This window comes from Parasphingorhabdus litoris DSM 22379 (genome assembly GCF_020906275.1).
GTDB lineage: Bacteria > Pseudomonadota > Alphaproteobacteria > Sphingomonadales > Sphingomonadaceae > Parasphingorhabdus > Parasphingorhabdus litoris.
Genome location: NZ_CP086727.1, coordinates 2762139 through 2785068, shown reverse-complemented (window position 1 = coordinate 2785068; position 22930 = coordinate 2762139). Strand labels below are relative to the sequence as shown.

Sequence of the window (22930 nt, the reverse complement as noted above, 5' to 3'; positions counted from 1 at the left end):
AACCTTTGGTCATTGAAAACACCAGCGTAAACCGGCGTTAGAACAAACACAGGAGCGAAACATGGCTATACCCGAAACCATCAATCATCAGGACAGATTGCTCTCGGTCAATATCAATGAACAGGAGCCTGTCCAGCATCCGACAGATGGCTATTTTATCCAGCCGCTATTTCTTGACCCGGAAAATGGCACCTGGGTTTTACATGCCAAATTCCCGCCAGGCACATTGCTACCCCGCCATTTCCACACCGGCACAGTCCATTTCTTCACCACCAAAGGAACATGGAACTATGTTGAATATCCCGAAGATAAGCAGACAGCTGGCAGCTATCTTTATGAACCTGGCGGCTCAATTCACCAATTCTCTGTGCCGAAGGATGCAACGGAAAGCGCCGAAGGCTTCATGGTTGTAACCGGAGCCAATGTGAATTTTGATGATGATGACAACTTGATCGACATTACCGATGCTGGAGCCATTGAGCGGGCAATCATGGGGGTATGCCAAATGATGCAGCGTGATGCGCCGCGCTACATAAAACCCGGTGCTTCAGCCGGTTTTTCCTTCGGATAAGAATATTTTTGGAGTGGAACGATGAAGATAGCAGTTGTTGGAGCAGGCATTGCTGGATTGGCTGCTAGCCACGAATTGTCGAAACGTGGCCATGATGTAGAAATCTATGAAGCATCGGATCGCGCTGGCGGTAGAGGAAAATTACTCAATCGCCCGGGAACCAACGATTGGGCTGATGTTGGATCTCAGTATTTCCATTCCAATTACAGCAATGGCCTACGGATTATCGATGAACTGGGGCTCACTCCAAAGTTAAAAAAAATCAAAGGTAGTAGCCGTATGTTTACGGGCAGCAGCCCTGGAGAAAGCTATTTACTGAGTCCCCGGTTACCGTGGATTAATCCGGGCGGCCTATCCGGAAATTTGAAGGTTGCCCTTTATTCGATCAAGCTTCTGCTAAAAAATCGGTCTCATACTTTTGGAGCGGAGGTAGAGCAGGCGGCCTATGACGCACAATTGGCGATGGACTCGACATCAGACAAATTTGTGCAAGACCAAATCGTGCGGATGCTAACACTTGTTGGCGGACTGAGTGAACCGGCTGACAAGCAGGTTAATCTGCTTCAGATTTACCGGTTGTTGAAGATCATCATGTTGACCGATTATGTATCTTTGGAAGGCGGCACTGCCACGTTGCATCAGGAGTTGGCGAGGCTTGCAAATATTCACTATAATAGCCCAGTAAAGAAGCTGCAAACTGACAATGGCAACATTGCTGGTCTCACGCTTGAAAACGGTGATACCGTTGCCGCTGACCATGTGGTGGTCGCAGCCCATGCACCTAGAGCAGCCGATATCCTGCCGACAGAATGGGCGCTGGAAAAAGACTATCTGTCGGGTATCGAAATGCCACCGGCCATTCTGGTTTCCCTGTTTCTCGACTGCGAACTGGAAAAGGATGTTTGGACTTACTTCTTTCCATTTGAAGATCGAGAAAATCGAAGCAACGTAACATTCTGTGTAGATACCCACCAAAAAAGTCCAGGTAATACCCCATCCGGGAAAGCCACGCTTCAAGCATGGATTATAAGTCCACAATCTGAGAGTTTGCTTAGCAAAACGGATGATGAGCTAGCGCAAATCGCACGCCGTGACGTCGCTCAATATCTGCCGCACGTCGACAACCATGTTGAGGGATATGCCGTTACCCGGCACCAGCATGCTATCCCACAATCATCTGTAGGACATAATGAGAGGACGCTCACTTTTCTGAATTCCGTCGATCAGCGACCCGGTGTCTCTTTCTGCGGTGATTATATGTCCGGCGGATATATGGAAAGCGCACTTTGGAGCGTGGAGCGTGCCATTAAACGTTTTGACCAAGAAAAGCAGAAACTTGCTGCTTGAACCGAATTCGCAACCATATGACGGACACATGACCATGGCATATTTGAACCCCGTAATTCCCGGCAGAAAGCTGGCAGCGATAACAGCAATCCTATCAATGCCATTTGCCTATCTGACACAGTTCTTTTTCGTGATGGCTTCAGATGGAGATGTCGCCATTTTTCATGATGGGCATCAGATGCTGAATCTCGCATCCGATAATGCCAGTATGTTCTATGCTGCTATGTGGACAGATATATTGGGTTATTATCTGATTTTTCTGCCCGTGATCATTTATGCATGGAAAATCTTGCGGGAGGTTAATGAGAGCCTGACTGACATCAGTTTCCTTTGCGGGCTCATCTACTGCCTATTGGGGTCATTTGGTGCAGTGAATATGGCGGGCGCTTTTGATTCCCTGTATGGGGGCTATGCAACCGCATCAGCGTCGGAACAGGCCCAGGCTGTTGCTGCATGGCAAGCTACCATAGCAGGCAACTGGCGCGGCTATTGGTTGTTGGAAGCAGTGTTGGCAGCCGTCTGGCTCGGCGGTCTCGGCCGACTACTGGCGATTGCTGGCCTCAGAGGCCTGGGTCTAGGCGCCATGTTCCTGTCAGTTATCTGGCTAGCGCAGTTCACTTTGTGGCACCTTGGTCTGGATGAAGCTTCGGATGCTGCTCTGACGCTGGTCGTTCTGCTTTCACCACTCTGGTCGGTCTGGCTTGGGATATCACTTCTTCGCCTTCAACCAATTCGGATCACGGCTTCCTCGAACCAGGAGAACATAGCATGACAGACAATCCCTGGTTCTATCCGGACAAGGTAAGCGCCGCGGCGGGAGACGCGGTAACCTTGTTCGCGAGCGCACCTGCTTCACCCTGTTCACTGACGGTAAGCCGTATCGGCGCAGAGGTGAAGCAGGTCGCCAAATTTGAAAACATTACGATTGATCATCATGATATCCCCGATGATGCGGATGTAAATGGCTGCGGGTGGCCCGAAGCCTTTTCATTCGAAGTTGGCGCAGACTGGTCAACCGGCTATTACGATCTAACCTTGGCAGGACCAGACGGTACAAAGAGCCAGCATTTTTTCTGCGTTCGCAATGATGATGGAGCCACCAAGGTCAAGGCAGCACTGATCCTGTCGACAAATACCTATGCGGCTTACAATTATTGGGGCGGGCGCAATTCCTATGCCGACGTTGCGGCCTTGATGGCTGGAACGGTCACTCCGGATGAATCGCGCGCTGGAGCAATTGGAAGGCTTTCTCGGATGCGGCCTTATCCACAAACGATGTTCGCGCCGCCAGCTGATCCGCCGCGTCTCATCAACTATGAACCGCGCGATGTCGGAGAAATGCCGATACCGGGCAGTCTGGAATGGATGCAGAAATACCAGCCAACGCCCTATGATGGATCAGCCTGTTTCCTTAAAAAATGGGAACATGTTTTCGCTCGTTGGACCGAGGAGCAGGGCTATGAGATCGATTATCTGACCGACCATGATTTTGAGGTCAATCCAGATGCTCTTAACGGATATGAGACCGCGATGGTGGTTGGTCACAGCGAATACTGGTCGGTGAGCCAGCGTTTCGCCGTCGAGCATTTTATCCAGCAGGGTGGTCATTTCATCAGCTTTTCCGGAAATACCTGTTACTGGAAAGTCCGCTGGGAAGATGATGGACAAACGATGATCGCTCATAAATGGGCGGGCGAAGACAATGATCCGCTCTGGGCCAATCCATCAACTCGGAAGGATGCTACTCACCTTTGGTCGCATCCCGAATTTGAAGCACCGGAAGCGCGTTTTTTGGGTCTATCCTTTCTCTATGGAGGTTATCACCGCATAGCCATGTGTGCCGCGCGAGGCAGTGCGGCCTTCACAATTTACAATGATGAACATTGGGCGCTGGAAGATACCGATCTCTATTATGGAGACGTAATCGGTGGCGACGTGCCTTTGATTGGCTATGAGAATGACGGCTGTCCGATTCAATTTGGAGAAGATGGCTTGCCGAAGCCGGGCGGCGGACTGGGGGTGCCTGAAAACCTCGAAATTATCGCCATGACACCAGCGACATTGGCGGAATCGGACCGTAGCCCATTTCCAAAGGTCATTCCGCTGGAGGATCGTGAGATTCTGACTCGCGTGACGTTTGGTAAAGATACCCCGGACAACCGCGGCAAGTTGATGCGCGGTCATGCCGTCATGGCCAGTTTCCGATGTGGCAAGGGTGAAGTGTTCAATGCCGGTACAACAGAATGGGTGCACGGCCTTAGGGCCAGAAACCCCTTCATCGAGAAAATCACCCACAATGTTCTGAGCCGCTTTGGTTTGAGCATCGAAAAGCATGGAGAATGAGAATGAATAATGAGCAGGCCAGCGTTGACATGATCAAATCTATCCCGCCACTTATCCCCGACCGGCTGGACGAAGCGCGGGATTATTTTGCGGACGATTTTCGGTGGCACTATGTCAATGAACATCTGCCCGAACTCAACAAGACCTATGAGGGTGTTGAAGGTTTGAAACAGTTTTTCATTGATCTGGCCAACAAAACAGGCGGTTCATTCAACGTACGCATTAAAGATGCTCAAGCGCTCGGAAATGAATTTGTGATCGCGCATGCACTCCCCAACATGACCTTGGACGGACAATCCTTTGAAACCGATGCAGCAGTGATTTGGCGGATTGTGGGTGGCAAGATTTCAGAGGCTTGGGACATTCCCGGTGTAAACTCAGCGATCCGGATGGACGAAGGTCCTGCAATATCATCGCTGCCTAAATAGGAAGAGTGACCAATGGAAACAGGAGTTCGAGAAAGATCCATTATCATTACCGGTGGTGCGGCTGGAATCGGACTGGCTACTGCGAAAAGGTTAAGTGCTGACGGTTGGCGGGTTGGATTGATTGATCTTAGCGAGGACAGTCTTGCTGAGATCAAGACCCAGCTAGGTGATACCCGAGTTGCTGTGGCTAGTGCTGATGTTTCGGATGCCAGTTCTCTTTCTGGCGCAATTGATCAATTGGCGGAAGAACTGAATGGGATCGATGCGATATTCAACAACGCTGGTATTCTGCGCGATGGTCCCTTCACTGAAGTCGCCTTGGCTGACCACCATCTGACCATCGCCGTCAATGCTGCCGGAGTGGTCAACGGCTGTCACCTGGCAATTCCACATTTGGAAAAGCGGTCCGGCGTCAAACATATCATCAATATGTCCTCGGCCTCGACCATTCATGGCATTGGCGGATTATCGGTCTACAGCGCCACTAAAGCCTTTGTCGAACATCTTAGCGAAGCACTCGATATCGAACTATCGCGCTCGAACATAAAACTGTCGACCATCGCCGTTCCCTTTGTCCAAACAGCCATGATTGATGCTGAATCCGATCAGATGAAAGGCTATGTCAAAGAACAAAAGCAACCCATTGTTCCCGAGGACGTTGCTAACCGGGTAGCAGCAATTCTTGATGGGAGTGCATCCGGCCGCATGCATCAATTGATCAGTCCGCAATTGAAATTTCAGCATCTGCTGCGCCGCATCGTGTCAACATCGACGATGCATAATATTGCTAAGCGCGCATTTGAGAAAACTGCCGCCGCTAACTAGCCCTGCTTGACGATTTGCATTGTCGTTTTTAAGCGGAAGTTAGGAATGTATTCGAGAGAGAGTTTCAAGAGATTCCATTGCTTCTTTCCCGGATGAAATCGAAACGGCATCAGTCATGCCGTTTGGAAAGCCGATAACCGCGGCCACGTACAGTTTCGATATGAGGTACTTTGGGATTACAATCAATTTTCTTGCGTAGCTTGGCGATATAAACATCGACAACATTGGTCAGGGGGTCGGTATCCATACCCCAAACATTGCTCAATATCCGTTCGCGACTGAACAAGTCCCCGGGCTTGCTCATCAGAAGTTCCAAAATTGCGAGCTCTTTATCAGTCAAGGTAAGCTCTTTGTCACAGCACCATACGCGTACGGATTTGAGATCAAATCTCAGATCATCGACTTCGAGAACGCTGTTGCCCTCGCTATAACCAATGGATCGGCGTCCCAAAGCCTCTATCCTCGCAACCAGCTCATCGAATGAAAATGGCTTGGTCATATAGTCATCAGCGCCCATGCGGAGGCCGGTAATTTTGTCATTCATCGAATCCATGGCAGTCAACATCATAATAGGCGTCGAGATGCCTTCGCTGCGCAACGCTTGACAGATTTGGGTTCCGGACATGTCCGGCAGCATCAAATCCAAAATAATAACGTCATATTCATTGGATTGCGCATCTCGATATCCAGCCACGCCATTGTCTATCAGCTTTACCACATAGCCTTCAGATTTCAGTCCGCGACTGATAAAGTCACCTACGCGGAGATCATCCTCAACAATCAAAATTCTCATGACACGATCCTCATCTGCTTTTCTGCCGGCAGAACGACTGTCGCCGAGATTATGTCATTGTCCTTCTGCTCGATGGTGATGGTTCCATCATGAGCTTCGACAATGGCTTTCGCGACGGGAAGCCCCAATCCGGTACCTTCATCGATCTCTCCGGCATTACCTCCGCGGTAAAAGCGATTAAAAATATAACGCATATCTTCCTCACTTACCGCGTCGGAGACATTGTCGACGATAATTGCGATCCCCCTGGGCGAGCGATTTAAATAGATCGAGATATCAGTACCTTGCGGAGCATATCGAATGGCGTTGTCCAACAAAACAGCAAGAACTTGGCCAATCCGTCCTTTATCTCCTGAAACTATAAGTCCGGATACATTTCGTTCCATCGCCATTGAGATATTCTTTCGAGCGGCAAGAGCTTCGAACGCGTGGTGTTTCTCTTCAACCAAGCGGACTATATCTAGCGGCTTTTTGACCAGTTTCAGTTCCCCGGCCTGAGAACGTGCAACAAATAGTAAATCATCTATCAAGCGCCCTGTGTGAATCGCTTGATCAACGATCAGCTGCAGACTGGACTCATATTCCTCCGGCGTTTTCTTTTTTCCCCTTAGACTGATCTCGGCCTCTCCGCGGATGACGGTGAGCGGTGTGCGCAATTCGTGGCTGATGTCAGCAAACAATCTTTTCCGGCCTTCGTCTTTCTCGACCAGAGATTTGTTGGCCTGTTCCAGCTCTTCTGTGCGCGAGGATACAGTAGCTTCGAGATCGGCATTGGCAGTCAGAAGCTTTTCCTGTGCCGATCCGATCTGCTCTGCCATCCAGTGGAACCGATGCCCCAGATAGTCAAATTCGCGTGCCGGTAAATGTGGTATTTTGTAGTCGAAGCGATTCTGGCCGTATTTGTCTAGGCCATCCTGCAATTGGTTCATTGACCGGTTGAAGATATGTGCGAGTTGCAGGACTGCGGGCATGATGAAAAGCAACGCCAGTGCGATTATGATACTGGCGAAAATCTTCAATTGCTGTCCGAGAACTTCGATATCGCGTTGTGCTTCGTTAATTTCCGACCGTTCTTCAGCAAGCAGGGCGTTGATAGATTCCGAAAACTCGCTTTCAATCTGGCTGGCCAAAACGGCGATAAATCGTTCCTGAGCCATTTCCGTTTGGCCGGAATCTCGGAGCAGCAAAATCTCGTCAAACTGGTTGATCGCTCTGCTAATCAGCCGTTCCAACCCCGCTAGTTGTTCCAGCTCTTCTGCTTCATCTTCAATTTTGCCGACCAGCTCCACTTCCTTAGCAATATTTTGCCGGGCCATGTCGAGTTGGGTCTGGATCTGTAATTTAATTTCGGTGATATGCGCGATCGAACTGTTTGGTGGTTGATAGACGGCCACGGTCATTTTTTTTACAAGCCGTTCCGTGAGCATCGCTGCTTCGCCGTAACTGTGGACGACATCATTCGCGAGTTGGTTGCGTTCGAACAGCAAGCTAGACCGGGTTGTGCCATAGAAATTCGCTATGCTGGCCGAAATTGCGAGTATCAGCAAAGCACCGAGCGTCGTAAACAGCCGTACACGGAACGACATCTTCAATTTGCGAGAGCTAAAAAACATTTTGTTCAAATCTATCATAAAATGAGGGATTCATGTCTACGACCTTCCGGGATTCGTTTTGACCAAGATGCCGGAATAGGACTATTCTGGTGAACATGGCATGACAAACACATCGGTTTTGTCTTTAAAACGTCAGCTGAAACCGAGTCGCCAAAGCATCAACGGATTCGGAAAATCCAAAACGACCCGGATCAGCCCTTGCGTGCACATAGTTTAACGCGATTTTTACATTTTTTCCTAGGTACCAGTTGGCGCCCAAACTGATATTCGTTTCCTTGCCGCCGGTTACTGCGCCATCATCAAGATCAAGAAAGCTCAGTCTTGCGGCCAGCTCTACTGCTCCCCATTTTCCAGATGGCCGTATTGCTCCAAAGCTTCCGCTCGAAAGATTAAACCTTTGTCTTTCGCCCGTCAGAACATAAGCAGCTTCAAGCGACCCGCCCGAGAATTCGGGATTGCCGAGATCAGTTGAATCGTTGAAGCGATGTAAATATTGCCCAGATACAGCAAATGGGCCCTGTGCGAACCCAGCCTCGAGAGCGATATTTGTATAGCCATCCACATTCCGAAGATTGCCAGTGTCGATCAGACGCGTAAAACTGAGTCCAAATTCCGGCGTCGAACGCACGCGGCTCCGGGCTCCGGCGTTTAGATCGCGGTGATCAATGGCCGCGGCCGCAAATAGAGTTTCACTGCGTTTTCTGATCGGCGCCCAGACTAGTTTCCCGACTAGACTTGTGCCATCTTCCCGCGGCTGCCTGTCATCTCCGGCGTCAATCGCATTGCCAACATAGGCGGCTGCTACAGCGATATTATCGCCAACATAGGTCGCTGAAGCTCCGGCGCGAAAATTCGGGGCCAGCGCCGCCGACAGCGATCTTTCGAGGAATTTCAAGTTGTTGGAGCTTTTCTGTCTTTCGCCGAGAAATGGCGTTGTAAAGTTACCCGCCCGGATCGTCAGATTGTCGATTCCACTATAGGAGACCCAGACGTTTCGCAGGCCGGTAGAGATGCCTCCAACATCCGTATCAAATTTGGCACGCCAGTCATCGCCAATCTCGACCGTGGCATCGAAGCGCAGCCGGCGTATGTCGATTTCATCCTCAATATTTGTCACATCATTGTCGGAAATCACTGCGTCAAGATGGAGCCTCCCTCCCAGTGTCAGACGAAAATCTCCCGACTCCAATACGATTCCGTCAGAACCCGCGCTGATCTCACCTGCAAGGGCAGCAACCGGTGAACAACTTACAAGGCCACCGGCGAGCAAACCGAGTGCATGCTTCAAGAGCTCTGGCTTTCCTCAGTGCTCAACGGTGCCGGACCTTCATCCAACAGTTGATCAAAAACAAGGCGGCCATAGCCTTTTGTTTCGAAATTCCTGCGGAAGCCATGGCGCAAGCCCTTAAGCAATTGCAACTTGAGACTACATTCTGATGGAAGTTCCGCATTCATCGCCTTGACCCAGGTTTTGGCTCTAACCACACGGGTGCGGCCCTGCAAAAAGTCGATTTCTTTGTTTTGATTCAGTGTTGCGCTCCGCCCTATATCGTTATCGCCGACCAAAACCAGAACTTCTGATCTGCGAAACCCGTCCAGTGACAGAGAGCGATTTTCCAGGTGCTTGGAATCTCCCAGCCCCAATGGATAGGCGTATCCACTATATGGCATCGTGTACCAACCAGGGGCAAAAAGAACGGCCCGGTCAATTATATCGGGACGAAGCATGATGAAGCGATGAAGAAACTGACCGCCGCCAGAATAGCCAACTGCCCTGATGGTTGACAGATCAAGATCATCGATCTCTCGCAGTTCATCTATCAGTTCCATTAGTGCGATGTCGGGAGAAGGATTATGCCCATGTGATCGGACTTGTTGATAGCGTCGAAATTTCTTTCGGGTGAAATGCGGAACGACGATCGTCAACCCTTTTTCTTCCGCCAGTTCCTGCAGAACTACGGCATGCTGTAGTGCGTTGCGCGTATAGCCATGAATGGAAAAGATCACCTGTTCGGGGCGCCCGAAAGTACGTCTTGGACGATAGATGAAATAGGAAAGTCCACACGGCCCCCGCGTGGTTGAGGCTGTTATACGCCCACGAATGTGTACTCTATCCCTTATGTCCTGACAGGGTATGTCATTTTCCCCTACACTTAGTTTCTCGAGATAAGCCATATCTAAGTCTTTCTATTTTAAAGTTCCGGCAAGGCCGATTTGCGTTTGTTGATCATGCTGATTGCAATCCTGCGATTGGCCGCGTTGCTTTCCGAGCGTCCAGATATTGTCTGCCATGCCAAGCAGATGTTGATCGTGGGTGGCCATGATGACCGTACCTTCGAAGGTACGGATGACCCTCCGTAAAGCCGCTATTCCAAGTTCATCCAGATTCTGCTCCGGTTCGTCCAACAACAGCACCTTTGGATTGCAGACGAGAGCACGTGCGAGAATGATGCGAGCGCGCTCGCCCGCGCTCAAATTCGTCCCTTGCTCATGTACTGCACGTTCCGAATGCAGCGCGGCGCCGGGATTATCGATTGCTATTCCGGCTCTTTGCGCTCCCCGACGAATATCTTCCGGCGTAGCTTTGACGCATCCATAGGCTATATTGGACCATATGGTTCCGCGTATCAGTGGCATTAGACTGGACGCAATTGAGACCGTCCTTCGCAACTCGCCGGTACGGATTGACAATATGTCTCGGCCGTCGAGCCGGATAATGCCGGAATCTGGATCGATCAACCGCTGGGCCAGTCTCAATAAAGTTGTCTTACCGCTACCGCTAATTCCTTTGACAGCGATCACAGTGCCCGGGCTGGCAGTTGCTGAAAAATTCTTGATTACCGATCCCGAAGACACGTTTTCGAAGCGCAGTTCCCCTTTGACATTCTGCAAAGGCTCGCGGCTGGAGGAAGGGGAAATGGCCGGCCCCCTTTGGAATATCGAACCGATTTTTTCTTGTGCAACGCCCGCATCTTTCCAATATTCGAACAATCGTCCAAATCCGCTCAATGCCGGTGCTGCAAGCGTCACAATCCCGAAAGCCGCCACGATTTCTCCCATGGTTGCCGTTGCGTTATATATTGCAAAGGCACCAACACTCATGGCAGCAACCAGCGTCAGGCTGGTAACCAGATAGGCCAGAGCGCGGACAAGTCCGGTCGCAGATGCGCGCGCTTCCATCGCGTTTTTAAGGCTCTTCGATTGCCGGCGAAGCTTCTTGCGCTCTGTGCGCCGTTGTCCGAACGCCTGAATCATTACCATGTTGCTGAGCTTTTCCGCGATATTGCCAGCGATATTGCCTCGACGGCGGCGCGCCTCACGAATGGTGTGATCCACATGCTTGCCTGTCAGCAAAATCGATCCAGCGCCGGCAAACATTACAGCCAGGCAAACTAACCCGATCATTGGATTGATCATGGTTAGAAATGCCAGTGCGCCCACCAAAATTGTCATGGCGACAATGGCGCTTGCGATACCCATGCTGATCCATTGGCGCAGGGCTGTAAGGTCATTCACAAATCGCAACATCACGACGCCTTTGCGAAGCTCTTCAATACCTTGAGCGGACATCCCGCTTATGTGACTGAAAATTCGCATCCGCGTCTCGAAGACATAGTCCTGACCAAGTCTTTCCATATCGATACGTTCACGCCATTTCAGAGCAGCAATGACTAACGCCAGGGTAGCCATGATGGCGGTAGGCGCAACCAAAGTGGTTAGACTGTTGGCGGCATTTTGCATTGCATCAAACTGGGACTTTAATGCCAGACCGATGCCACCTATGGCCGCCGCCTGCGCGAAACCATTCAAGACCAATATGGCCAAGATGGTTCCGCGATTGCGGTTAACTAGCTGCGGTAAACAGGCTGTCATCGGAATATTCCCTTGCAAGTCCAAAGCCTTCGACGGTTTCCACGGGAACCGGCGTTTTCGCAATGCGAGCGGGTTTCATGATTGTGCTCAGCACCTGCTCATTTTGCGCAAACTCACTCAACGTCAGAGCTGGCAAGCCTGTAGCCTTCGCTGCTTCTTTTGCGGCAAGATCAGACGCTGTCAGAGCTCCCGATATGGCGCTAGGTACTAAACCCAATGCTCGAAGGTGCCGAACACCGGCCAGCGCACCCATGGGATCACCACTGGCGAACAACACACTGTCAACCATCGCCTGAAATCTCGGAGACTTCATCAGCAGATCAGTTTCGGTTTGGAACAATCCATCAGCTATTTCGGCGATGATGATGTCACAGGTCTTGCTGGCCTCTGTGTAAAGTTTTTGTGCGATTGTTTCGAGCTGAGGCAGCGTAAGACCAACCGTTGCGGCATAGCCTGCATCGGTAAAATCAATTGTGACCTTGGCACCGGAGTCCTTGTAAAACCAAAGATCACCGCCAGCGCCTGTGCCGGTTATTTTGATCGCGCCCACTTTAAGACCAGCCTGTTTTGCTGCCCTGATAATCGCGGCGACGGTGGTGGTTTTACCAGCGTTCATGCCAGATCCGACCACAAGCGCCATATGAGGACGTACGGCACGCCCAACAGCGGTCTGTTCGAGCGCATAGTCCATCACATTCATCGCACTGCCATCGGCTCTGCACAAAATTCCAAGTGGTTCGATAGCAGTTGGTTTTTTGGTGCTGCTGTGCCGCGAAATTAAGCTGGCGGCTATTCCACCGGCAGCCACCAGCGAGCAAGGTTCGACGCTGTCGGGTACACGGCCCTCAAACTGATCCGTCGCGTAGCGGTTTGAATAGGCGACGATGATTATGTCGCCTGGAAACATCCGTGCGCGCCGACCATCCGGTTGTTCTATGCGCTGATGATGCCCAATCTTGCTCACCCGAGCAACACAGAGATCTCCATTGCGCGGTTTCAAGTCGCTGCGATAGCCTTTGGCATCGCCGATCCGAACATTCCTTGTAACAAAAGCCCGCTTGGCGGTCTTGAAATTCATACTCTCCATCGTTTTGAAACTCATGATTAATACCCTTTCAGTCATGCAATCCGCTTTGATCCCTGTAAGATCTCCGCTCAGTAATTGCCCCGCCCCCTGATGTCCGAAAAGTGACAGCGGTGTAAACGGGATAAGGCGGTATTTAAGTGCACCTTCACTTTCGTTTCATAGAATTTTCATGTTGATGACGGCTGGCTGAACCATTGCGTTAACCACTGATTAACTGTCATTTTTTGTTAATATAACAGTAAGAATCTTGGAGCTGGTCTTGCTTCTACATCTTCAAGTTCGACTCGATTCTGCCTTGCAGAATCGAATATATAGCTAAAACCAACCGGCCAATAGCTGATGTCCTTGCGGGCTCGACCGGCATTGCTGACAGTATCAATATTGGATATTTCTGTTATTGAGCGAAGCCAAATGCAGCTGTTTTGGAAAACTCCTCTCCTTGGTGCGACCATATTCGCTATTTGGAAAATGGATGCTCAGAGAAAATACCGGCTGACGAAAGACTGGATCGAGCGCGGAGACCGTCTGCTGGAAGTTGGTTCCGGTCCCGGCAGCGTTGTAAAGGTTTTTCGCAAACAAGGGCTCGATGTGACGGCGCTAGATATCGCGGACAACAGCATCACCGATGACCTGGAACCCATTATATATGATGGCGATGTCATGCCATTTGAAGACCGGTCATTTGACGTCGCGTTGATCCTGACCGTGTTGCACCATATAGCTGAGCCCGACAAAACTTTGCAGGAAGCCGCGCGCGTGTCAAAAAGACTGATCATTATGGAAGATGTCTATGACACTCCGTTTCAGGCCGCTTATACAAAGCTGACTGACAAGATTACCAATATGGAATTTATTGGCCATCCCCATAGCAACCGGTCACATGCCGAATGGCTCGACACTTTTGATCGAATGGGCTTCACCCTTCGCCATAGCGCAATCCATAGATTGGCAAAATTTTACCAGCAGGCTGTCTATATCGTTGACACAAAATGAAGGAGCACGGTGGCAATATTCGCATCTGACCAATTTTTTGGCGCATTGTAACGCTTGCCGGTTTTGGGACGAATATTAGTCATACATCCCGAACACATCACATAATCATTCCGCAAGGCTCGACATGAAACATCGCTATATCGCAATATTATCCCTTCTCGTTTCTGCGCCCGCACAGGCGGCAGATTTTGACCATTCCAGCTGGAATGCGCTTCTGACCGATAACGTTGAGATGGTGCCCGATGGCAGTTCCTCAACCGTAAATTATGGAAAATTTGAGGAGGATCGCGTTGCTCTGAAATCCTACCTGGATGCGATGGCAAAAGTCAGCCGTACGGAGTTTGATGGTTGGTCGAAACCGGATCAACTCGCTTTCCTGATCAATGCCTATAACGCCTGGACGGTTGAATTGATTCTCACCCGTTATCCAGATCTGGTGTCGATTAAGGAACTGGGATCACTAACCCAGTCGCCTTGGCAAAAAGCCTTCATCCCGCTCTTAGGCGAGACAGTATCTCTGGATAATATCGAGCATGATATGATCCGTGGCAGCGGACTCTATAATGACCCACGCATTCATTTTGGCGTAAACTGCGCGAGCATTGGTTGCCCAGCATTGCTCAATGAAGCCTTTGTCGGCAGCAAATTGGACCAACAATTGGACATGATGACCAAGGGTTTTTTGAGCGACCGCAGCCGTAATCGGCTTGAGGACGGAAACCTCGCAGTGTCGAGCATCTTCAACTGGTATGGCGGTGATTTTGAACAAGGCTGGCGTGGTGCCGAAACGCTGGATGAATTTTTCGCACTCTATGCAGACAGTCTCGGCTTATCCGCTGAGGATATCGAAGCACTTGATAGCGGAGACATGGAAATCACATTTCTGGAATATGACTGGCGGCTCAACGATAGCAAAGGACCGGGAAACGCCGAGAATTCGAACTTCATCTCGCCAATCTGGCTGATAAGGTCAAACCCGATACTGGGCGCCGCAGCTGGCGGCGTTCTGTTGGTGCTAGTTGGCGGGGTTGTATTTTTCATCCGTCGTCGTCGGCGCACAAAAGCAGTCCAAGCTTAACGGAAAAACGCTTCCCGTCCGATCACATATAGTATTTTATTCCCCGCGAGCAGCACGCCGCGAACTGTACCGGATATTTTTGATGTACCGATGCGGCGACGGTAATCGGCCGGACGTTCGGCTATACGCATATTCTGTTGCACGGCTTTAACCTGCATCTCGATGGTCCAACCGAAATCAAGATCTGCCATATTCAGGCGGTCAAGCGCATCAGCACGAATGGCGCGAAATGGTCCGAGGTCAGTCATTTTCTTACCCCAAATCAGCCAAACCAGTTTAGTCGCCAGCCAATTACCAAATTGTTGCGGGAAGGTCATCGCCCCAGTCTGCTTTTGCCCCAGGGCCCGTGACCCGATAACCAGATCGGCCGAGCCGTCTGTTAGCGGTTCAACCAAGGCAGGCCCTTCCTCCGGTACATCAGCTCCATCTCCGTCCATGAACAGAAATATATTCGTGTCTGGTGGGGCAGCAGCGATGCCGGCCAGGCATGCAGCGCCATAGCCACGCTTCGGTTCGCGTATAATTATCGCTCCGGCGGCCAGGGCGTGTTCGACAGTTCCGTCCGCAGAGCCATTGTCCGCGACGATGATGCGCGGTGGATTAGACCAGTTCTGTGACCCAATATCACGAACGACCTCTCCAATTGAATTTTCTTCGTTCAGTGCCGGGATGATGACCGTAATTTGGGGCTGTTTTATGGGTGTGCGCGAAATCTCTGCAGGGTTACCAACCTTTTTCTCTCGTTGGAAACGCCAACAGTCCCAGAAAATAGCGGTCAGCAATATAATGATCTGAGCTAACCAGGCCATCCAATGCACCTCGAAGTCCCTCAGCGCCGGGTTTTCAAGGTTAAGCCCGGTTAGGTAGCTAAGCGGCAATGCGACGGCCGCCGCGAACGGCCAGACCATACGGCTCTTTGTCGCAAACGGTAATATCCACAACAAATACCAGGCATTCACCGCTGGGGCGAACAGCAATATTGTGCCGAATATCATCGCGATAGGAGCGACTTCCAAACTGCGTGTACGCGCATGCAGCACCAAGATGATAACAATGCCAATCAACGCAGCGCTTAACCTTGCTATTGATGACGGCAGCAGCACATTAAGCAACGCAAAGCCCATGGGATTATAATACCAATCGGCTGCAAAAATGCCGGTTGAATCAAATCCCGCACCCTGTCCCTGAATCAGAAAAATGCCGTAGATAAATGCCAATGTACCGATAGCCGATATCAAGGCTCGCCATCCCATGCGCAACAGCAGGGGCCAAAGGGCGAGCGCGACAATCTTTGCACCAGCCGCTAGTCCAAAGAACAGGCCAGCGAACAGCGGATGGCGCTTTGCCAACAATATGCCCGCGAGCAATAGCATTGCCATCACTCCATCGGGGTGGATGTGGATGATTGTTTCTGCCAGTACCAGCGGGCACCAGGCATAAAGAGCCGCTTTCTCTGGACTGGTCCATCGCAGCAGCAAAGCCACCAGAATCAGGTTGATTGCCGCAAAAAAAATCCGCAACCCCAACGGGTCTGTACCGGCGAAAATATAGGCAAGCGAGAATATGAATTGCAGCGTCGGGCCATAGATTGTGGGCAGATGCGGATTGTTTATCCCGTCCAAAGTCAGTGCAAGACCGTTATCAGGAAGCGATTTTCCAAAAAACTCTGCAGGCGCGACACCATAGGGAGAACCCGATATTATCAGCCGCCAGCCATCCCAAACAAATCGGAAATAATCATCTTCGAAGGCCGCAAAGCCAAAGATCGCCACGATATGAAGAATCAGGGCAACGCCAAAAACCATTTTGGCTGTCAGTGCCATTGATCGCCAGATCCCAATAAATACAGCCAAGCTACCAAGGCTCAGCAATGCCACATAGGGCACGACGGCGCTGTCATCATTTTGTGATAACAATACAAGCCCGGTGGTAGCAGCAATTGTCGCTACCACCGTCAATATTGTGGAATAGCCAATCGCCTCGTTGCTATGCCCGGCGACAGATGACTGTTGGCTCAAGGGACGATACTATAGCGTTCCGACATGTAATAGAGCACAGCTTGTCGTTGCCTGGGTTTCAGATTAAACTCGCCAGCCTTCACCCGGGCAGCAACTTCACGCGCCGTTTTGCCATCAGTAAAGCCGCCCTTATACTCGCATTTCTTGCAAGTAATGCGCTTTTTGAAAGCTCTTTTGCCTTGGCTAAATGCCGCAGCACGAGGATCACGTGGTTGAGACGCGCCAAAACCGCCTCCACTATAACCACCGCCGCCGCCACCGCCTGACGCCAATGCAGGCGCCGCGACCATAACAGATGCTGCTGCCAAAAATAAGCTCAGCTTTTTCATATCATACTCCTAAATCTTCGGTCAGGGTTTTGGACCCTAGAACAACTTCGGAGAAACATGGCGATTTGTTACAGGCTGGTTTGAAAATAATGAAATTTATGTAACGATATAGCCGTCTCAATCGAACCATGGGCTACTCAGCTGCCATCATAAGGACCACGAACGCATGCTTATTTTGGCCGGAACTGGCTTATGAACACTCTTCGATTGGTGCTCTTCACCCGCTATCCGGTGCCAGGATCTGCGAAGACACGCTTGATCCCGGCATTGGGCGCAGACGCGGCTGCCGCTGTTCATAAGCGACTGACCGAAAGGACAGTGGAGACACTGAAGCAAACGGGTAAGTCCGTCGAAATCCGGTTTAGCGGCGGCGACACCAATAGTTTTTCTAGTTGGTTGGGAAACGATCTTTCTTATTTGCCGCAGGTGGATGGCGATCTGACTGAACGTCTGTTGGCGGCAATCAATCCTGCGCCGGTCATATTTCTGGGCTCCGATACACCCGACCTATCGGCCCACCATGTGAATGCAGCGATTCATGCACTGCAAAAATCCGACGTGGTTATTGGGCCGGCCGATGATGGTGGCTATTATCTAATTGGCATAGCAAAGCCTTATCCTTTTCTGTTTGAGAATATGCGCTGGAGTACAGAACATGTTATGCCCGATACGCTCCATCGTTTGCGGCAGCAAAAGATTGGATTTGAGCTATTGGAAACATTGCATGACTGCGACCGCCCCGAAGATCTGGATCGATGGCCATGGCTGACTTCATGAACCGGGTTACCATATTGATCCCAATGCTCAATGAAGAGCGGGCGCTGCCGGACACTTTGGACTGCGTCAAATCATTGGATCCACCGGCGGATGAGATTCTGGTTGTGGATGGCGGCAGTTCCGATACGTCTGTTTCCCTTGCACAGGCCGCAGGAGTGCAAGTGATCGCTGCACCCAAAAAAGGACGCGGTGCACAAATTAATTTCGGAGTGGAGAAAGCGCAGGGCGAGATCGTCTGCGTGCTCCATGCCGACAGTATATTGCCTAAGGACGCCGTGACGGTCATGCGCACCGCTATGGCCGATGGGAAAACCGGTTTGGCCAGCTTCACACCGCGTATTGCAGGGCCAAAGGGAACACGCTGGGGTTCGACGCTGCACAACTGGATCAAGACCTGGTATGCGCCATTGCTCACCCGGCCGCATCTGTTCATTCGCGGTGTGCGGCTATTGTTCGGTGACCATGCGATGTTTTTCAGGCGGGAACAGTTTCTGGAAATCGGCGGCTGCGATGAGCGGGTGGTGGTGATGGAAGAGGCGGACCTTTGCATCAAACTGTCGCGCTTTGGCAAAATTCGTATGATACCGCGCTGGGTCTGGACATCGGACAGACGGATTACTGCTTGGGGCCGTTGGCGGGCCAACTGGATATATCTGAAAGTCGGATTGATGTGGGCTATGGGTGCTCGCGAAAGGCTGGCTGACGAGTATCCCGATATTCGCTAGGCCCCGATATATGCTAGACTGGTGTCTGTTGGGTTGTACTACCGATAGGCCGCGCATCACGGATGAAGCCGCTAGTGATGCAATATTCTATCATTCTTTTCAAAGCCGCTAGATCAACTGTCGGGCAGATCCGCCCACTAATTTGACGCAGGTTTTCTGTCTCAAAATCAGGAAAGCGTTGAAAATAACTGGCGTAGAAAGCGGCAACATGTGTGTATAATCGGCGTTCCAATTCAGGCAGGTCTTGAACGGCGAACGTCTCGGGAGCCAGCAACTTGGGCGAATCCAGATGGTCAAAAAGGCTAATCGCTTCAACAAGCATAGCGGTTGGAACAGCAGCCTCTGACGTAAGGTGAATGATCTTCCCTTCAGCTTTTTCCCAATGGCTGACAATATCCATCAGTCCGCCCACAACATGGTCGATAGGAACAAAATCCAGCGTCGCTTCGGTCGCCACGGGCAGCCGCGTAATATGACCTTCGGCAATTAGCCGGAACAGCTGATAAAAGCTATCGAAGCGATGATAGCTGCCGTCATCATGCGCCCCCACGACAATGCTGGGCCGGGCAATGACCGCGCGTCTGCCGGCAGCGAGCACAAGTGCTTCACCTGCCGCCTTTGATCGCTCATAGCCATTGGCGAAATTTTGATCAGGTGCACATGGTGCTTCGGGGATCGGTCCGTCTTTGAGTCCGCAAACATAGGCTGTGCTCACGTGGAGGAAACGGGCATCGGGCAAGGCTGCAAGAACATTGACGACACCGTCAATATTGACCTTCCGATACACATCTGCACCGGCGTTAAAATCAGTGGTTGCGGCGCAATGAATGACCAGATCAATCTCGCGCTGGAGCAATTTCATGAAGCGATCATCAAGACCGAGGCCGCGCAAAGTCACATCGCCAGTCAATTTGGCGACACAGCCAGCCGCGGGCATGACATCCGCATAATCACTTGCATCTAACAATCGGCCGTCATTTGCATATATGTCACGGGTTTTCCGGACCAGTGCAACGACAGCGTGGCCGGCGGCAACCAAACGCGCTGCAAGCTCACCGCCGATGGTTCCCGTCGCACCTGTAAGCAGTATGTTCACAATCCTAGCAGCAAAACGCTGGGTCTTCTGTCACGCCATGGGCCGTGGTTGTATAAGGCATGCCGCTGCCACAGCCTTCAAACACGCCATAGTGGTGAGAAAAATCCCCTATAAAATCGAAATAGGGTGCAAAGCGCGTGTCAGACAGCATGCGCCATGAATTACCGCAAATCGGAAACACCCGGCCAATCTCGATAGTATGACCCTTGTCCAACTCAAACAGGCGTTCTTGTCCTGCTATGCCGCCTTTGTAGATAACAGCCTGACCGTAATCTTCGCACTCGGGCTCCAACCCTTCCAGTTTGAAAAGCCGATAGGTTGCAGAGTAGAAATTAATCCCGTCCAGCATCTCCGCAATACGCGCATCACCAATACCGAGAGGACGATCCTTTACCAAACGCGGGTCGTCGAAACCGGCGCGCTTCGCCTGCTCCATGAAATCACCCCAATATAGCGCACCGGAAAGGCATTCGCCGTGGAGCACTGGATCATCGAGCAGATGTGCTGGCACGCGGCGATCGGCATAGACATCGGAAAAATATAGCTCACCGCCCGGTTTCAAGAGATCAAACGCTGCTCGGAAAACCGCAGCTTTGTCCGCCACCAGATTGATGACACAGTTTGAGACGATGATATCGAAACTGTTCGGTTCGAGGTCCAATTCGTCAAGCTTTTCAATATCGCCTTCGATAAAGCGGACATTACTTTGCGCATAGCCAAAGCGTTCCCGGTGCCATTCGATATGCCGATTGGCGATGTCTAGCTGCGCGGGCGTGGCATCGACACCCACAACAGCGCCGTGTTCGCCTACAAGCTGTGCGAGCAGATAGGCATCCTGCCCTGATCCGGAACCCAGATCCAATATGCGCGTACCATCAATTAGTTGTGGTGTTACTAGGCCACAACCATAGTAACGGCTCTTCACTTCTTCATGGACGTTATCCAATGCCGCTCTGACGCGTGCATCCGGCGCATCGGTCATGGTGCAAGCGTCAGTCAGCAGATCGGATGATCCGGCAAGGACTTCTCCGTAATATTTCTGGCTATTTTCGAGATTCATCAAGTGGCTCCACAATTTTACACCACTGGTTCGGAAAATATAGCCAAGGGGTTACAGTTACTTGCCACTGCATGTAACGAATGGATTAAATATCGCGAATAGGACTATATGTCAGAGACTTCTCCATTTTCCGTCACCAATGTACCGAAACTCGATCCGAAAAAATTTCTTGATCCGGATGTAACCGCCAAGGGCGAAACGCGCGCGCGCGTTGATATGTCGGACCTTGAAACATTGTGGATCAACACCGGCTCCTTGTGCAATCTGGCTTGCAAAAACTGCTATATTGAAAGTTCGCCGACCAACGATGCGTTGGTCTATATCACGCTGGCCGAGGTCGAGGCATTTCTGGATGAGATTGCGGCAGAGAATCTGCCAACGCGCGAAATCGCCTTTACCGGCGGTGAGCCTTTTATGAACAAGGATATGATGGCGATATTGCGCCTTTGCCTTTCGCGCGGGTTTGAGGTGCTGGTGCTGACCAATGCCATGCGACCCATGCGACGGTTCGAGACGGACTTGCTAGCATTGAAAGAGCGTGAGCGATTGACCTTCCGCGTCAGTCTCGATCATTTCTCAAAGTCCGTACATGAAGCAGAGCGCGGGCCCAATAGCTGGGACAAGGCGTTGGATGGGCTGGATTGGCTGTCGACGAACGGATTTAACATCTCGGTTGCCGGACGGCATTTAGCGGGCGAGAACGAGACACAGGCTCGCGCGGGATATCGTGCGTTATTTGCTCATAAAAGCTGGCCTATCGGAGTAGATGATCCTGCACAATTGATGCTGTTCCCCGAAATGGATGCGCAGGCCGATATTGCCGAAATTACGGACGCATGCTGGAGCATATTGAGCGTCGATCCGGCTAGTATAATGTGCTCATCCAGCCGTATGGTCGTAAAGCGCAAGGGAGAAGCCGCTCCGCGTGTGGCGGCCTGCACGCTGCTGCCCTATGATCCACAATTTGATATGGGCGGAACGTTGAAGGAGGCGAGCCAAAGCGTGGCATTAAACCACCCGCATTGCGCGCGTTTTTGCGTGCTCGGCGGAGCGAGTTGCTCGGCTTAAGCCCCGAAAACGCGCCCTCCGACGGCATCCAGTTTTGCCTTTAGTGCCGGATCTTGAACCGATGGGTCGGTGATCAAAGCATAGTCGAGCACGGTATCGATCGGACTCGCTTCCCGTTTTTCCGGCAATGATCTTGCCAGATGTTCGACAAGCGCGCGACCTGCTGCAGCATTCGCACCCAGCTGCGCAATAATGGCTTCGACTTCAACAGGGGCTTCATTTTCGCGCCAGCAATCATAATCGGTGACCATGCCGATCAATGCGTAAGGGAGTTCAGCCTCTCGCGCCAATTTTGCTTCTGGCATGGCGGTCATGCCGATAATGTCAGCACCCCAGTGGCGGTACATATGACTTTCAGCGCGTGTCGAAAATTGCGGCCCCTCCATCGCAAGATAGGTGCCGCTATAATGCACGGTTGCTCCGGCCTTGCGCGCGGCATCAGCCGCATAGGATGACAGCCGCGGACAGACCGGATCGGCCATTGATACATGAGCGACCAAGCCGTCGCCAAAGAAGCTTTTCTCCCGGGCGAATGTGCGGTCAATAAATTGATCCACCACTGTGAAATGACCGGGCGCGATATCTTCGGCGAGTGAACCGACGGCCGAAATCGACACCAAATCCGTTACACCCGCTCGCTTCATGGCATCGATATTGGCGCGAAAATTCAGCTGGCTTGGCCCCAGTCGATGTCCGCGGCCATGACGCGGCAGGAATACGCATTTGACGTCCGCTATATGTCCGATCAACAGATCATCGGATGGCGCACCCCAGGGCGTATCCACTGATATCCATTGCGCATCCTCTAAAGCATCCAGCTGATACAACCCTGATCCGCCGATAATACCCAATGTCCATTCGCTCATAGTCGAGACTCCGCCTTGGTTGAAATATTGTTGGCCGGAT

At 51.3% G+C, this 22930-nt stretch carries 22 protein-coding genes; 11 read left to right on the top strand and 11 right to left on the bottom strand.

Features of this window, described 5'->3' with window-relative positions:
- Nucleotides 1–61 precede the first annotated feature (61 nt).
- Genes BS29_RS13550 through BS29_RS13525 form a run of 6 tightly spaced genes read left to right on the top strand, consistent with a single transcriptional unit; the run spans nt 62 to nt 5514 of the window.
- Nucleotides 62–571 carry a 2,4'-dihydroxyacetophenone dioxygenase family protein gene (locus BS29_RS13550; protein ID WP_229954170.1) on the top strand — a complete coding sequence of 170 codons (510 nt, stop codon included), beginning with the start codon at nt 62–64 and terminating at the stop codon, nt 569–571.
- A 21-nt stretch (nt 572–592) separates the two neighbouring features.
- Nucleotides 593–1918 carry a protoporphyrinogen/coproporphyrinogen oxidase gene (locus tag BS29_RS13545; RefSeq protein ID WP_326838465.1) on the top strand — a complete coding sequence of 442 codons (1326 nt, stop codon included), beginning with the start codon at nt 593–595 and terminating at the stop codon, nt 1916–1918.
- A gap of 28 nt (nt 1919–1946) precedes the next feature.
- Nucleotides 1947–2690, top strand: a complete 744-nt coding sequence (locus BS29_RS13540; protein WP_229954169.1) for a hypothetical protein — start codon at nt 1947–1949, stop codon at nt 2688–2690.
- Nucleotides 2687–4261 (top strand): N,N-dimethylformamidase beta subunit family domain-containing protein, encoded by a 1575-nt coding sequence (locus tag BS29_RS13535; RefSeq protein WP_229954168.1) that lies wholly within the window; start codon nt 2687–2689, stop codon nt 4259–4261. The genes BS29_RS13540 and BS29_RS13535 overlap by 4 nt, the downstream gene beginning before the upstream one ends.
- A gap of 2 nt (nt 4262–4263) precedes the next feature.
- Nucleotides 4264–4689, top strand: a complete 426-nt coding sequence (locus BS29_RS13530) for a nuclear transport factor 2 family protein (protein ID WP_229954167.1) — start codon at nt 4264–4266, stop codon at nt 4687–4689.
- A 12-nt stretch (nt 4690–4701) separates the two neighbouring features.
- Complete coding sequence (locus BS29_RS13525; RefSeq protein WP_229954166.1) at nt 4702–5514, top strand: SDR family NAD(P)-dependent oxidoreductase; 813 nt, start codon at nt 4702–4704, stop codon at nt 5512–5514.
- 109 nt (nt 5515–5623) lie between these two features.
- Here BS29_RS13525 and BS29_RS13520 read toward each other — a convergent pair whose 3' ends face one another.
- The 6 genes from BS29_RS13520 to BS29_RS13495 all read right to left on the bottom strand — a co-directional run bounded on the left by BS29_RS13520 (nt 5624) and on the right by BS29_RS13495 (nt 12895).
- Nucleotides 5624–6307 (bottom strand): response regulator transcription factor, encoded by a 684-nt coding sequence (locus tag BS29_RS13520; RefSeq protein WP_229954165.1) that lies wholly within the window; start codon nt 6305–6307, stop codon nt 5624–5626.
- Nucleotides 6304–7893, bottom strand: a complete 1590-nt coding sequence (locus BS29_RS13515; protein WP_229954164.1) for a sensor histidine kinase — start codon at nt 7891–7893, stop codon at nt 6304–6306. The genes BS29_RS13520 and BS29_RS13515 overlap by 4 nt, the downstream gene beginning before the upstream one ends.
- Nucleotides 7894–8044: 151 nt before the next feature.
- Nucleotides 8045–9208 (bottom strand): OprO/OprP family phosphate-selective porin, encoded by a 1164-nt coding sequence (locus tag BS29_RS13510; protein ID WP_229954163.1) that lies wholly within the window; start codon nt 9206–9208, stop codon nt 8045–8047.
- Nucleotides 9205–10095 (bottom strand): alpha/beta fold hydrolase, encoded by an 891-nt coding sequence (locus tag BS29_RS13505; protein ID WP_229954162.1) that lies wholly within the window; start codon nt 10093–10095, stop codon nt 9205–9207. The genes BS29_RS13510 and BS29_RS13505 overlap by 4 nt, the downstream gene beginning before the upstream one ends.
- A 12-nt stretch (nt 10096–10107) precedes the next feature.
- Nucleotides 10108–11793, bottom strand: coding sequence for an ABC transporter ATP-binding protein (locus BS29_RS13500; RefSeq protein WP_229954161.1), 1686 nt, complete (start codon nt 11791–11793; stop codon nt 10108–10110).
- Nucleotides 11765–12895 (bottom strand): DUF1611 domain-containing protein, encoded by a 1131-nt coding sequence (locus BS29_RS13495; RefSeq protein WP_229954160.1) that lies wholly within the window; start codon nt 12893–12895, stop codon nt 11765–11767. The genes BS29_RS13500 and BS29_RS13495 overlap by 29 nt, the downstream gene beginning before the upstream one ends.
- A 453-nt stretch (nt 12896–13348) precedes the next feature.
- Between BS29_RS13495 and BS29_RS13490 the strand changes: the two genes are divergently transcribed.
- Nucleotides 13349–13873, top strand: coding sequence for a class I SAM-dependent methyltransferase (locus tag BS29_RS13490; protein ID WP_229954159.1), 525 nt, complete (start codon nt 13349–13351; stop codon nt 13871–13873).
- A gap of 124 nt (nt 13874–13997) precedes the next feature.
- Nucleotides 13998–14951 (top strand): DUF547 domain-containing protein, encoded by a 954-nt coding sequence (locus tag BS29_RS13485; protein WP_229954158.1) that lies wholly within the window; start codon nt 13998–14000, stop codon nt 14949–14951.
- Here the strand turns inward: BS29_RS13485 and BS29_RS13480 are convergent.
- Both BS29_RS13480 and BS29_RS13475 read right to left on the bottom strand, forming a co-directional pair.
- The gene (locus BS29_RS13480; RefSeq protein WP_229954157.1) at nt 14948–16969 is read right to left on the bottom strand and encodes a glycosyltransferase; all 2022 of its coding nucleotides are present in this window, start codon (nt 16967–16969) and stop codon (nt 14948–14950) included. The two genes, BS29_RS13485 and BS29_RS13480, sit on opposite strands and share 4 nt — an antisense overlap.
- A complete protein-coding gene (locus BS29_RS13475) occupies nt 16966–17298 on the bottom strand; it encodes a hypothetical protein (RefSeq protein ID WP_229954156.1) in 333 nt (110 codons plus the stop codon). Before BS29_RS13475 ends, BS29_RS13480 begins: the two co-directional genes overlap by 4 nt.
- 192 nt (nt 17299–17490) lie before the next feature.
- Here BS29_RS13475 and BS29_RS13470 point away from each other — a divergent pair, with 192 nt between their 5' ends.
- Nucleotides 17491–18075 carry a TIGR04282 family arsenosugar biosynthesis glycosyltransferase gene (locus tag BS29_RS13470; protein ID WP_229954155.1) on the top strand — a complete coding sequence of 195 codons (585 nt, stop codon included), beginning with the start codon at nt 17491–17493 and terminating at the stop codon, nt 18073–18075.
- On the top strand, nt 18054–18800 hold the full coding sequence (locus BS29_RS13465) for a glycosyltransferase (protein ID WP_229954154.1): 747 nt from the start codon (nt 18054–18056) through the stop codon (nt 18798–18800). Before BS29_RS13470 ends, BS29_RS13465 begins: the two co-directional genes overlap by 22 nt.
- Before the next feature lie 13 nt (nt 18801–18813).
- Here BS29_RS13465 and BS29_RS13460 read toward each other — a convergent pair whose 3' ends face one another.
- Both BS29_RS13460 and BS29_RS13455 read right to left on the bottom strand, forming a co-directional pair.
- Nucleotides 18814–19896: an SDR family oxidoreductase gene (locus BS29_RS13460; RefSeq protein WP_229954153.1), complete on the bottom strand. Its 1083-nt coding sequence runs from the start codon at nt 19894–19896 to the stop codon at nt 18814–18816.
- A gap of 4 nt (nt 19897–19900) precedes the next feature.
- Nucleotides 19901–20956, bottom strand: coding sequence for a methyltransferase domain-containing protein (locus BS29_RS13455; RefSeq protein ID WP_229954152.1), 1056 nt, complete (start codon nt 20954–20956; stop codon nt 19901–19903).
- A 108-nt stretch (nt 20957–21064) separates the two neighbouring features.
- Here BS29_RS13455 and BS29_RS13450 point away from each other — a divergent pair, with 108 nt between their 5' ends.
- Nucleotides 21065–22024: a radical SAM protein gene (locus BS29_RS13450; protein WP_229954151.1), complete on the top strand. Its 960-nt coding sequence runs from the start codon at nt 21065–21067 to the stop codon at nt 22022–22024.
- Here BS29_RS13450 and BS29_RS13445 read toward each other — a convergent pair.
- Nucleotides 22021–22890 carry an S-methyl-5'-thioadenosine phosphorylase gene (locus BS29_RS13445; RefSeq protein WP_229954150.1) on the bottom strand — a complete coding sequence of 290 codons (870 nt, stop codon included), beginning with the start codon at nt 22888–22890 and terminating at the stop codon, nt 22021–22023. The two genes, BS29_RS13450 and BS29_RS13445, sit on opposite strands and share 4 nt — an antisense overlap.
- Between the last annotated feature and the right edge of the window lie 40 nt (nt 22891–22930).